Consider the following 12,865-nt stretch of genomic DNA (forward strand, 5'->3'; position numbering starts at 1 on the left):
CGAAAGTGAATTCAACCCCGCGCTGCCTCGCCGTCAAGCCAGACTTCCAGCCCCTGGGCATTGATTTCGATGTCCTGGGTCAACAGCGCCAGAATTTGTTCGCGTCCGAGCGCACACCCGATGGCGCGGATTTCCTCGACCAGAAGATCGGCCAGATCGCTGCAAATGCCCGCATGGCGCGCGCTCCCGGCGTTACGGTGCCGCCGCGCGATGGCCACGTAGGCATCGATCAGGCGATGCAGGTCCGAAACGATCCGCGCCACGCCGGTCACTTGGCCGAAATGCGTCAGGTAGCACACGCCGGGATCGCAGCCGAGCAGCATGTCGATCGACGCATGCATGTCCTCGGGACTGAACTGGACGGGCGTCGTCCCGGGAAAGACGAAGCGTTTATTCCCCGCGTCGAACTCGGGATACGAGACCCCCAGCGCGTCGCCGGTGAAGATATGGCCGGTCCGCTCATCGCGGAAGCATACGTGGTGGCGGGCATGGCCGGGCGTATCCAGGACGCGCAGCCCGCGGCCGGCGAGATCGATGCGCAGGCCGTGCGTGGCCTCGACAATGCGCCCGGCGTCTATCGGCAGCACCTCGCCGTAGAGCCGCCGTATCTCGTCTTCGCCATACACCGCCGCGGCTCCGGCAATCAATCGCGACGGATCGACCATGTGACGCACGCCGCGCGGATGCACCGCCAGCCGCGCATTGGGAAACGTCCGCATCATCAGCCCTGCGCCACCGGCATGATCGAGATGGACGTGCGTCAGCAGGACATGATCGACCTGATCGGCTGTGGCCCCGAGTTGTTCGAGCGCGCACAGCACCCAGGGCAGGGAATGATTCGTCCCCGTATCGACCAGAGCGATGCGCCCGCCCTCCTCGATCACGTGAACCGCCGCAAACCGGGGGCGCAGGTAATGGGCATCGACGGCATGGATGCCGTTTCCGTAAGAAATCAGGCCGTTCATGAGAGAAAAAACCGAAGAAACGCGACTCGCCAATTATCCGCGATTCACCGGCTGTCTTCGCTCGTTCTGATCAATCGGCGGAAGTGCTTCCGCAACTTCGACAATTTGGGCGAAATCACCGCCTGGCAATACGCCTGCTCGGGGTTCTGCCGGAAATACCGATGGTGGTAATCCTCAGCGGGATAGAACGGCTGCTCCGGCAGCACCTCCGTCACCGCCGGAGTTCCCTGCGGATTCTCCGCATCGAACGCGGCGATCGCCTTTTCCGCCGCCGCCTTCTGCTCGACGGAATGATAGAAGATCACCGATCGATACTGTGAGCCCACGTCATGCCCCTGACGGTTCGGCGTGGTCGGATCGTGAGTCGCGAAGAAGACTTCGAGCAGCGTCGTGAAATCGACCCGCAGGGGATCGAACATGATCCGGACGACTTCGGCATGCCCGGTGTCTCCGCGGCAAACCTCGCGATACGAGGGATTCCCGAGCGCACCGCCGGAATACCCCGGCACGACGGAAAGAACTCCTTCGATCTGCTCGAAAACCGCCTCGGTGCACCAGAAACAGCCGCCTCCGAAAGTGGCGATTTCGCTGTCCCGTTCAGTCATGGTATCTCTCTCAAGGCAAGACAAACCATATGACCGGCGGCAAAGAAAAAAGCTCCGCCGCAGACTCTCCCAGGAGAGCGGCACGGTTTTATTCAGCCAAATAAAAAGCCCTCTGGCCTGTGAAGGCGAGAGGGCTTTGAGAGGGGAGCCTGGCGGTGACCTACTTTCGCACACGAGCTGTGCACTATCATCGGCGCGACTTCGTTTCACGGTCCTGTTCGGGATGGGAAGGGGTGGGTCCGAAGGGCTATGGCCGCCAAGCATAACTTGTCCGCACGGCCGGTGGGCCATGCGCAAAACGGGAGAAGGTTGGTTGCAATTGCAGCGTCGAGTTGCTGCGCAAGGTTATAGGATCAAGCCGCACGGGCAATTAGTACTGGTTAGCTTAACGCATTACTGCGCTTCCACACCCAGCCTATCAACGTCGTGGTCTTCGACGACCCTTCAGGGGGATCGAGTCCCCGGGGAAATCTCATCTTGAGGCGAGTTTCACGCTTAGATGCTTTCAGCGTTTATCTCTTCCATTCATAGCTACCCGGCGATACGACTGGCGTCATAACCGGTACACCAGAGGAATGTCCACTCCGGTCCTCTCGTACTAGGAGCAGGCCCCCTCAAATTTCCAACGCCCACGGCAGATAGGGACCAAACTGTCTCACGACGTTTTAAACCCAGCTCACGTACCACTTTAAATGGCGAACAGCCATACCCTTGGGACCGGCTACAGCCCCAGGATGTGATGAGCCGACATCGAGGTGCCAAACACCGCCGTCGATATGAACTCTTGGGCGGTATCAGCCTGTTATCCCCAGAGTACCTTTTATCCGTTGAGCGATGGCCCTTCCATACAGAACCACCGGATCACTATGACCTACTTTCGTACCTGCTCGTCTTGTGGGACTCGCAGTCAAGCACGCTTTTGCCATTGCACTATTAGCACGATGTCCGACCGTACCTAGCGTACCTTCGTACTCCTCCGTTACACTTTGGGAGGAGACCGCCCCAGTCAAACTGCCTACCATGCACGGTCCCAGACCTGGATTCACAGGCCATGGTTAGAACCTCAAACAAATCAGGGTGGTATTTCAAGGACGGCTCCATGAGAACTAGCGTCCTCACTTCAAAGCCTCCCACCTATCCTACACAGACCGGTTCAAAGTCCAATGCAAAGCTACAGTAAAGGTTCATGGGGTCTTTCCGTCTAGCCGCGGGGAGATTGCATCTTCACAAACATTTCAACTTCGCTGAGTCTCAGGAGGAGACAGTGTGGCCATCGTTACGCCATTCGTGCAGGTCGGAACTTACCCGACAAGGAATTTCGCTACCTTAGGACCGTTATAGTTACGGCCGCCGTTTACCGGGGCTTCGATCAAGAGCTTGCACCCCATCACTTAACCTTCCGGCACCGGGCAGGCGTCACACCCTATACGTCCACTTTCGTGTTTGCAGAGTGCTGTGTTTTTATTAAACAGTCGCAGCCACCTTTTCACTGCAACCCTTTCAGCCTTCGCGAGTAAATCGCTACAACCTACCAGGGCGCACCTTTTCCCGAAGTTACGGTGCTAATTTGCCGAGTTCCTTCTCCTGAGTTCTCTCAAGCGCCTTAGAATTCTCATCCTGCCCACCTGTGTCGGTTTGCGGTACGGTCTCTTCATAACTGAAGCTTAGAGGCTTTTCTTGGAAGCAGGGTATCAATCACTTCGCGGTACAAGACCACTCGTCGTCACGCCTCATCTTAGCCCGGCGGATTTGCCTACCAGGCACGACTACACGCTTAAACCGGGACGTCCAACACCCGGCTGACCTAACCTTCTCCGTCCCCCCATCGCATTACAAAGAGGTACTGGAATATTGACCAGTTTCCCATCGACTACGCTTTTCAGCCTCGCCTTAGGGGCCGACTCACCCTGCGCCGATGAACGTTGCGCAGGAAACCTTGGGCTTTCGGCGAGCGGGCTTTTCACCCGCTTTATCGCTACTCATGTCAGCATTCGCACTTCTGATACCTCCAGCAGCTTTCACAAGCCACCTTCAACGGCCTACAGAACGCTCTCCTACCATATGTACAAGTACATATCCGCGATTTCGGTGCATAGTTTGAGCCCCGTTACATCTTCCGCGCAGGACGACTCGACCAGTGAGCTATTACGCTTTCTTTAAAGGATGGCTGCTTCTAAGCCAACCTCCTGGCTGTCTAAGCCTTCCCACCTCGTTTCCCACTTAACTATGGCTTGGGGACCTTAATCGGCGGTCTGGGTTGTTTCCCTCTCGACACCGGACGTTAGCACCCGATGTCTGTCTCCCACGCTCGCACTCTTCGGTATTCGGAGTTTGCAATGGTTTGGTAAGTCGCGATGACCCCCTAGCCATAACAGTGCTCTACCCCCAAAGGTGATACGTGAGGCACTACCTAAATAGTTTTCGGAGAGAACCAGCTATCTCCGGATTTGTTTAGCCTTTCACCCCTATCCACAGCTCATCCCCTAGTTTTTCAACACTAGTGGGTTCGGACCTCCAGTGCGTGTTACCGCACCTTCATCCTGGCCATGGATAGATCATCCGGTTTCGGGTCTACGCCCAGCAACTAATCGCCCTTATCAGACTCGGTTTCCCTACGCCTCCCCTATTCGGTTAAGCTCGCTACTGAACGTAAGTCGCTGACCCATTATACAAAAGGTACGCAGTCACCCCTTGCGAGGCTCCCACTGTTTGTATGCATGCGGTTTCAGGATCTATTTCACTCCCCTCCCGGGGTTCTTTTCGCCTTTCCCTCACGGTACTGGTTCACTATCGGTCGATTACGAGTATTTAGCCTTGGAGGATGGTCCCCCCATGTTCAGACAGGGTTTCACGTGCCCCGCCCTACTTGTCGCAAGCTCAGTACCACGATCGGGTTTTCATGTACGGGGCTATCACCCACTACGGCGCCACTTTCCAGAGGCTTCCATTAACGCGATCGCTATCACTTGCAGGCTGGTCCCATTTCGCTCGCCACTACTCTGGGAATCTCGGTTGATTTCTTTTCCTCGGGCTACTTAGATGTTTCAGTTCACCCGGTTCGCCTCGTGCCCCTATGTATTCAGAACACGATACTCCTTGCGGAGTGGGTTTCCCCATTCGGACATCTCCGGATCAAAGCTTCATTGCCAGCTCCCCGGAGCTTTTCGCAGGCTTGCACGTCCTTCTTCGCCTGTAATCGCCAAGGCATCCACCACATGCACTTAGTCGCTTGATCCTATAACCTTGCGCTCTCTTGCGAGACCGCGAAGCTACAGGCAACTCGTTTGTGCAACTTCTTGCTAGCTGTAACAAGAAGTTGTCGATGCAATTACAACCGTATCACTGGCCTTGGTTTGTCGGCAGCCAGCGATACAACCTTCTTCCATTTTGTTAAAGAGCGTACAGATTTTCATCCGTCAGAAGTAAATACTGGACCCAGTACTTACTTCTGACCCCGGAAATCCCAGGCAATGGTGGAGGATGACGGGATCGAACCGACGACCCCCTGCTTGCAAAGCAGGTGCTCTCCCAGCTGAGCTAATCCCCCGATCAGATCTCCGCCGCTTGAACACCTCATCGTTCAAACGTTGGTGGGTCTGGTTGGAATCGAACCAACGACCCCCGCCTTATCAAGACGGTGCTCTAACCGACTGAGCTACAGACCCTCCGTCTGTACCGCATGTGACGATCGATAGGTTGTGGGTTCTTGATCCCGGTTTTTCTCTAGAAAGGAGGTGATCCAGCCGCAGGTTCCCCTACGGCTACCTTGTTACGACTTCACCCCAGTCACGAACCCCGCCGTGGTAAGCGCCCTCCTTGCGGTTAGGCTACCCACTTCTGGCAGAACCCGCTCCCATGGTGTGACGGGCGGTGTGTACAAGACCCGGGAACGTATTCACCGCGGCATGCTGATCCGCGATTACTAGCGATTCCGACTTCATGCAGTCGAGTTGCAGACTGCAATCCGGACTACGATCGGCTTTCTGAGATTAGCTCCCCCTCGCGGGTTGGCAACCCTCTGAACCGACCATTGTATGACGTGTGAAGCCCTACCCATAAGGGCCATGAGGACTTGACGTCATCCCCACCTTCCTCCGGTTTGTCACCGGCAGTCTCATTAAAGTGCCCAACTGAATGATGGCAATTAACGACAAGGGTTGCGCTCGTTGCGGGACTTAACCCAACATCTCACGACACGAGCTGACGACAGCCATGCAGCACCTGTGTCCAGGCTCCCTTTCGGGCACCCCCACCTCTCAGCAGGGTTCCTGGCATGTCAAGGGTAGGTAAGGTTTTTCGCGTTGCATCGAATTAATCCACATCATCCACCGCTTGTGCGGGTCCCCGTCAATTCCTTTGAGTTTTAGCCTTGCGGCCGTACTCCCCAGGCGGTCAACTTCACGCGTTAGCTACGACACTAAGAGGTTTAACCCTCCCAACATCCAGTTGACATCGTTTAGGGCGTGGACTACCAGGGTATCTAATCCTGTTTGCTCCCCACGCTTTCGTGCATGAGTGTCAGTAATAGCCCAGGGGGCTGCCTTCGCCATCGGTATTCCTCCACATCTCTACGCATTTCACTGCTACACGTGGAATTCTACCCCCCTCTGCCATCCTCTAGCCGTGCAGTCTCAAATGCAGTTCCCAGGTTGAGCCCGGGGATTTCACATCTGACTTACACAACCACCTGCGCACGCTTTACGCCCAGTAATTCCGATTAACGCTCGCACCCTACGTATTACCGCGGCTGCTGGCACGTAGTTAGCCGGTGCTTCTTATGCGGGTACCGTCATCTACACTCGGTATTATCAAGTGCAATTTCTTCCCCACCGAAAGAGCTTTACAACCCGAAGGCCTTCTTCACTCACGCGGCATGGCTGGATCAGGCTTGCGCCCATTGTCCAAAATTCCCCACTGCTGCCTCCCGTAGGAGTCTGGGCCGTGTCTCAGTCCCAGTGTGGCGGATCATCCTCTCAGACCCGCTACGGATCGTCGCCTTGGTAAGCCTTTACCTCACCAACTAGCTAATCCGACATCGGCCGCTCCAAAAGCGCAAGGCCTTGCGGTCCCCTGCTTTCCTGCTCACAGAATATGCGGTATTAGCGTAACTTTCGCTACGTTATCCCCCACTCTCAGGTACGTTCCGATGTATTACTCACCCGTTCGCCACTCGCCACCAGGTGCAAGCACCCGTGCTGCCGTTCGACTTGCATGTGTAAGGCATGCCGCCAGCGTTCAATCTGAGCCAGGATCAAACTCTTCAGTTCAATTCCTGTTAAAACTCTCGCTTGACGTCCTTCCAACTGCAAACCCAAGTTCCCTCAAGTCCGCAGCCTTCCTACTTCGCGCGAGCTTCCAATCTCTTAATAACCCACTTACGCAGGTCATCCCAAAGACCAAAAACCCACACCTATCAATCGTCTCATTTTTAAAGAACATTCAAAACAACCACTTAGTTGCTTTGTCGCTTGCGTCAGCAGCGAAGGCGCACATTATACAGAGGATTTTTAATCGGTCAACTCTTTTCAGAATTTATTTTTGTCTCGCCCGAAGGCAATCAAAAATCCGCAACCCTTTGATTTCCCTGCAATTTGTTTGCTGCGCCAGCAAGGAAAGATGCGCATTATACAGAGCCAGGAAGGAGCGTCAACACATTGGCAGCAAAAAATTGAGACATTTTTGCAACAAACTGCGTAAGCGCCTGTTTATGAAAAACAATGAGGCGGAAAAAAGTGGCGGCGGAAGGCCGGCCGCCTCTTTCCACGACCGGCCATCCGGGGCGGCAATCAGTCCAAGCGGGCCAATTTGGACTTGGCCAGGGGCGGATTTTTCGCGAAATAACGGCGAATGCCCGCCATGATGGCGTCGGCCATCTTGTGCTGGTAGGCCTCGTCGTTCAGGCGCTTCTCTTCCTCAGGATTGGAAATGAACGCCGTCTCGATCAGGATCGACGGAATGTCGGGCGCCTTCAGCACGGCAAAGCCGGCCTGTTCGACGCTCGCCTTGTGCAGGCGGTTGATGCCGCCGAGTTCCTGCAGGACTTCCCTGCCCAGCTTGAGGCTGTCGTTGATCGTCGCCGTCTGGGACAGGTCGAGGAGCGTGCGCGCCAGGACCGGGTCCCGGACGTCGAGATTGACGCCGCCGATCAGGTCCGCCTCGTTCTCCTTTTGCGCCAGGTAACGCGCCGCGGAACTCGACGCGCCGTTCTCGGAAAGGGCAAACACCGAGGAGCCGTTGGCATCCGGCCGGACGAAGGCGTCGGCATGAATGGACACGAAGAGGTCCGAGCGGATGCGGCGCGCCTTCTGTACCCGCATGTGCAGGGGGACGAAGAAATCGGTGTCGCGCGTCAACACGGCGCGCATGTTCGGCTCGCTGTCGATCCTGGCCTTGAGCCGTCTGGCGATGGCCAGCGTGACGGTCTTCTCGTAGGTGCCGCCGCGCCCCACCGCGCCCGGGTCCTCGCCGCCGTGCCCGGGGTCCAGCGTGATGGTCACCAGACGGTCGACGACCGCCCGGCCGGGGCGCTTGCTTTCCGCCTTGGCCACCTCCGTCGCGTCGTCCTGTTTTCCCGGATCGTCATTCCGTTCGTTTTTCTCCAGCAACTGCATCAGGGGGTCCGGAGGTTCGAGCGGGTAGACGTCAAGCACCAGCCGGTGGCCGTAGTTCCCCACCGGCGGCAGTTCGAAGACCTGCGGCCGCACCTCGTTCTTCAGTTCCATCACCAGGCGCACCACGCCGGGCTTGAAACGTCCGGCGCGCAGGAGCTTGATGTTGGGGTCGTTGACGCTGATCTTGTTCGACAGGCTCTCGAGGACGTTGGTGAATTCGATGCCTTCCAGATCGACGACCAGGCGTTCCGGGTTCTTGACCGTGAAATGGGAGAATTTCAGCGGCGCCCCGAGCTCGATCGTCACCCGCGTGTAGTCGGCGGCCGGCCATACCCTGACCGCGAGCACGCCCGGCTGGCGGTTTACCGCTGCCTTGCCGACTGGCGTGACCAGCAGCAGCAACGACGCGCCGGCGAACTTGATCAGTCCTCGCCTTGGCAGGCGGGGTTGGCGAGGGCCGTCAGACATTTGAGCCCTCGTTCCGAGCGGGCAAGCAGTTCGACGATCCGTCCGGCGCATGCATCGTGGGCCGGGAAACGCAAATGGAGCGCAAGATCGGCGGGCGGGACGAAGCCGGCCGCTTTCTCGGGCCACTCGACCAGACACACGGCGTCATCGCGGAAATATTCGTCCAGCCCGGCATCGGCAAACTCTTCTGGATCGCTGAAACGATAAAAATCAAAGTGATACCAGTATATGCTCGAAACTACGTAAACTTCAACCAGTGTGTAAGTAGGGCTTTTCACGGGACCGGCGTACCCCAAGGCCCTGAGCAGGGCGCGCACCAGCGTGGTCTTGCCCGCACCGAGGTCGCCATCGAGCCATACGACCATACCGGGCATGAGCAACGGAGCGAGCTGGCGGCCCAGCGCCACGGTCGCCGCTTCATCGGGCAGTTCCCGTTTCAACGATCCGGGCGCGCGGGACGGACTAAGATGCTGGCTATGCACACGAGGCACTCCAATACGGCCGCCGACGGCGGCTTCGACGCGGCGGCGCTGGTCGGAAAGATCAAGCGGTGGGGAAAGGAACTGGGGTTTTCCTCGATCGGTATCGCCCGCGCCGATGTTTCCCAGGCGCCCATACGACTCGAACGCTGGCTCGGGCTCGGGCGCCACGGGGAGATGGATTATATGGCCAAACATCGCGAACTGCGCGCCAGGCCTGAAGTGCTCGTTCCCAACACGGCATCGGTCATCTCGGCCCGCCTGTCTTACTGGCCGCAGGCGGCCGACAGCGCCCGGGTGCTGGCCGACAAGGAGGCCGCCTACGTTGCGCGCTACGCGCTTGGCCGCGACTATCACCGGAAAGTTCGCCAACAGTTGCAGCGGCTGGCAACGCGCATCGGGACGGAACTGGCGGCGACGCAGCCCGACCTTCCCTTCACTTATCGGGTATTTTCGGATTCCGCGCCGGTGATGGAGGTGGAGTTCGCGGTGCAGGGGGGTATTTCGTGGCGAGGCAAGCACACACTCACCCTGTCGCGGGACGGCTCGTGGCATTTTCTCGGAGAAATCTACACCTCGCTGGACCTGCCCGCCGACGCGGCCATCGACGAGCACTGCGGCACCTGTTCCCGCTGCATCGAGGTCTGCCCGACCTCCGCCATCGTCGCGCCCTACGAACTCGACGCCCGGCTGTGCATTTCCTACCTGACCATCGAGCTGCACGGCCCCATCCCTCTGCCGCTGCGCCCGTTGATCGGCAACCGCATCTATGGCTGCGACGATTGCCAGCTTTGCTGTCCCTGGAACCGCTTTGCCAAGATCGGCGATCCCGACTTCGCGGTGCGCAACGGACTGGACGACGCGAAGCTCGTCGACCTGTTCGCCTGGGACGAGCAGGAGTTCGAACGGCGCCTCGCCGGCAGCCCCATCCGGCGCATCGGCCATGAGCGGTGGCTGCGCAACATCGCGGTCGCGCTGGGCAACGCGGACCCGACGGAGGAGATCCGGGCCGCCCTGCTGGCCCGCCGCGATCATCCGTCGGCGCTGGTGCGCGAACACGTGGCCTGGGCGCTGGCGCGGGTCGCCGGCACGGACTGGTGAATTGCTTGATTTTCAGGCATTTTCCTTTAGTATTTGGTGGGTACGCTCCGTCTTCGTCCCGCGCCGGTCTCTGAACTGCGGCGCGCGGTGCGGGGCGATGCGAGAAACCGACCGGCCCCCGCATCGGTGCCGGTCTCTGAAACAGGGCAAAGCCGTCGAAAGGCGGCGACGCAAAGCCACCGGCCTACAGTCGAGACGACCAAGGTAGCGGGGCCACCAGAAAACGAGGTCGATCGTGCACCGTAACGTCAAGACATCCCGTGCCGTCAGGCGGACGAAACCGGCTTTTGCGCCCGGAGCCGCCGCCCTTCCAGAACCGCCGGCGGCCGTCGTCCGCGTGAGAGCGACATCATGACGCAAGCGGGTTCCAACGCCAGCCGGGTCGTCTCCCTGAGCGCCCTGGGGCGCGTCCGCAGTCCGGGCCAGCGGCTGCTCACCGAATGCCGCGAGCGGCTGGTCGATGGCCTGTGCGATTGGCTGCGCGGGGTCTCGGCGGCCGTTTCCGAAGAACTCTTCGTGCTGGCCGATTCCACCCGGGAGCGCCTGCGGCAGACGCGCTATCTGGACCTGCGCGCCGACATCGAACGCGATTGGCAACACCTCGTCGAGTCCTTCCGCCGCAACGTGTCGTCGGAAATCGAGCGCCGCCAGGATCAGGCGGCGACCGGCGGCGAGACGCCGCAGGCCCCGCTGGAAATACCCGATTTCGAAGGGCTGCAGCTGGTCGACGACGCGGAGCTTTCGGAGCGCATCGTCGTGCGCGAGTTTTCGGCGCAGTTGGCCGAGACATGCGACGAGGAGATGTATACGCTCAACCGCCGCGTCGCCGTCCTGCTCGGCCATGACGAAAACCAGGACGCCCAGGACAATCCGCTGGGACCGCCGGCGATCTGCCAGGCGCTTTCCGATTCCTGCGGTTCGATCGGCGCCGACGCCGAATCGCGCCTCATTCTGCTGCGCCGGCTCGAACGCCATCTGCATCTTTCCCTGCCGGGGGTTTATGGACAGATCAACGCATATCTGATCGAACGCAACATCCTGCCGGATCTCAAGCGGACGTACCGGCGCAACCTGCCGGCGGGAGGCGCCGCCGCCGGCATCGCGGGCAGTTCTGCCGGCGATCAGGCGCCGGGCATGCCGCCGCTGGCGGAACCCGCTATCCTGGAGGCGCTGCAGCGGCTCGCCGTGGCGCGCGCGGCGCAAGGGCCGGCCGGCGCCATCGCGAATTCCGGCGCGGGCTTCCAGGCCGCGCCCGCATCGCCGCCGATCGCGGAGACGCCGCCAGCGTTCGACGCGGCGACGGTCGAACCGCCTGCTGCTCGCGTCGCTGAACGAGTATCAGCATGGCCCCGCGCGTCCGGACGGCGTCCTCGTCAACCACGTCAAGCAGGTCCGCGACTCGGAGGAAGCGAAACAGGCCAGCGGTCTGGAAGCCGTGACGATGGATATCGTCGCCATGCTGTTCGACCTCATCTTCGACGACGCGCGCATCCCGATCGGCATCAAGGCCCTGATCAGCCGGCTGCAGATTCCGGTGCTCAAGGTCGCCATGCTCAATCCCGGCTTCTTCGGCGACCGCCTGCATCCGACGCGGCGTTTCCTGGCCGGCATTTCCGGCATCTCGACCCGCTGGGGCAGCGCCGTCGACGAAAGCGATCCGTTCTACGTCAAGCTGTCCGATCTGGTCGAACGCATCCAGCGGGAATTCGAGGAAGACGTCGATATTTTCGGACAGGCGGTCGATGAGCTGGAAGCGTTCGTCGACGAACGCGAAGCCGAGGAAAACGACACGGCGCTGGCCGCCGCGAACGTCGTCATCCAGCATGAAATCGAAGCCGACGCCTGGGAACGCGCCCAGCAGGCGGTTCGCTCGTTCCTGCGGAGCGCGCCGCAGCCCGCCGCGGTGGCCGGTTTCCTGGAAGAACACTGGATCGCCGTCCTGCAGCGGATCGCGGTGGACGGCAGGAAGGCCGAAGCGGACTGGGAATCCGCCATCGGCGTCATGCAGGATCTGGCGTGGAGCGTCACGCCCAAGAAACTGCCGGACGATCGCCTCAAGCTGATCGACCTGCTTCCCCGCCTGCTGGCGGCGCTCAACAAGGGACTGGACAGGATCGACGGCGATCCGGCGCAGCGCCGCACCTTTTTCGATGCGCTGGTGAAACTCCACTCCGCCGCACTCAAAGGGGAATCCGCCGGGCAGCTTGCCGAGGAAACGCCGCCAGCGGCGCGCCAGGAGGAGTCGCCACCCGCCCCGGAGGAGGAAGGCGATCTGCTGGTCATGCGCAGCGTCGACAACGGCGTCCAGGTCGAGGAAGTCATCCTCGTCGGCGCGCCGCCCGTGTGGCGCGACGGCGATCGCGACATCTTCCAGCAGGTCAACGCGCTGAGACGCGGCGACTGGGTGGAATTCATCGACGAGGGCCAGACCAGCCGCGAACGCCTGAACTGGATCAGTCCCCAGCGCGGCATCCTGCTGTTCAGCAACCACCGCTCGGCCAAGGCCATTTCGATCACGCCCGACGCGCTGGCCAAGCAGATCCGCGACGGCAAGGCGGCGATCGTGCGCGACGAGGCGATTTTCGAGCGCGCGCTGAACGGCGCGCTCGAATCGATCAATGCCTTCTAGAACCGGA

6 protein-coding genes, 2 tRNA genes, 3 rRNA genes, 1 pseudogene and 1 riboswitch are annotated in these 12,865 nt (G+C 59.9%); of the genes and pseudogenes, 3 read left to right on the top strand and 9 right to left on the bottom strand.

The window, feature by feature from the left end; translation table 11 throughout:
• Positions 1-11: 11 nt before the first annotated feature.
• From QM701_RS07770 to tsaE, 9 genes are all read right to left on the bottom strand, one after another.
• Positions 12-965 (bottom strand): MBL fold metallo-hydrolase, encoded by a 954-nt coding sequence (locus QM701_RS07770; RefSeq protein WP_415166516.1) that lies wholly within the window; start codon positions 963-965, stop codon positions 12-14.
• Positions 966-1,009: 44 nt separating this feature from the next.
• Positions 1,010-1,570: a peptide-methionine (S)-S-oxide reductase MsrA gene (gene msrA, locus QM701_RS07775; protein WP_415166517.1), complete on the bottom strand. Its 561-nt coding sequence runs from the start codon at positions 1,568-1,570 to the stop codon at positions 1,010-1,012.
• Between the two features lie 147 nt (positions 1,571-1,717).
• Positions 1,718-1,831 (bottom strand): 5S ribosomal RNA (gene rrf / locus QM701_RS07780).
• Between the two features lie 88 nt (positions 1,832-1,919).
• Positions 1,920-4,805 (bottom strand): 23S ribosomal RNA (locus tag QM701_RS07785).
• A 236-nt stretch (positions 4,806-5,041) separates the two neighbouring features.
• A tRNA-Ala gene (locus QM701_RS07790) sits at positions 5,042-5,117 on the bottom strand.
• Positions 5,118-5,158: 41 nt separating this feature from the next.
• A tRNA-Ile gene (locus QM701_RS07795) sits at positions 5,159-5,235 on the bottom strand.
• A gap of 62 nt (positions 5,236-5,297) precedes the next feature.
• Positions 5,298-6,837: ribosomal RNA gene (locus QM701_RS07800) — 16S ribosomal RNA — on the bottom strand.
• Together the 16S, 23S and 5S rRNA genes with 2 tRNA genes alongside form the textbook arrangement of a ribosomal RNA operon.
• Before the next feature lie 519 nt (positions 6,838-7,356).
• A complete protein-coding gene (locus QM701_RS07805; protein WP_415166518.1) occupies positions 7,357-8,649 on the bottom strand; it encodes an N-acetylmuramoyl-L-alanine amidase in 1,293 nt (430 codons plus the stop codon).
• Positions 8,604-9,089, bottom strand: coding sequence for a tRNA (adenosine(37)-N6)-threonylcarbamoyltransferase complex ATPase subunit type 1 TsaE (gene tsaE / locus QM701_RS07810; protein ID WP_415166519.1), 486 nt, complete (start codon positions 9,087-9,089; stop codon positions 8,604-8,606). Before tsaE ends, QM701_RS07805 begins: the two co-directional genes overlap by 46 nt.
• Before the next feature lie 36 nt (positions 9,090-9,125).
• Here tsaE and queG point away from each other — a divergent pair, with 36 nt between their 5' ends.
• From queG to QM701_RS07825, 3 genes and pseudogenes are all read left to right on the top strand, one after another.
• Positions 9,126-10,229, top strand: coding sequence for a tRNA epoxyqueuosine(34) reductase QueG (gene queG, locus QM701_RS07815; protein ID WP_415166520.1), 1,104 nt, complete (start codon positions 9,126-9,128; stop codon positions 10,227-10,229).
• A gap of 135 nt (positions 10,230-10,364) precedes the next feature.
• A riboswitch (cyclic di-GMP riboswitch) is annotated at positions 10,365-10,450 on the top strand.
• Between the two features lie 130 nt (positions 10,451-10,580).
• Positions 10,581-11,424 (top strand): annotated as a pseudogene (locus tag QM701_RS07820) (DUF1631 family protein); the annotation flags it as partial.
• 120 nt (positions 11,425-11,544) lie between these two features.
• On the top strand, positions 11,545-12,858 hold the full coding sequence (locus QM701_RS07825) for a DUF1631 family protein (protein ID WP_415169359.1): 1,314 nt from the start codon (positions 11,545-11,547) through the stop codon (positions 12,856-12,858).
• The last annotated feature ends 7 nt before the right edge of the window (positions 12,859-12,865 follow it).

Source organism: Propionivibrio sp. (assembly GCF_047602565.1).
Lineage (GTDB): Bacteria > Pseudomonadota > Gammaproteobacteria > Burkholderiales > Rhodocyclaceae > Propionivibrio.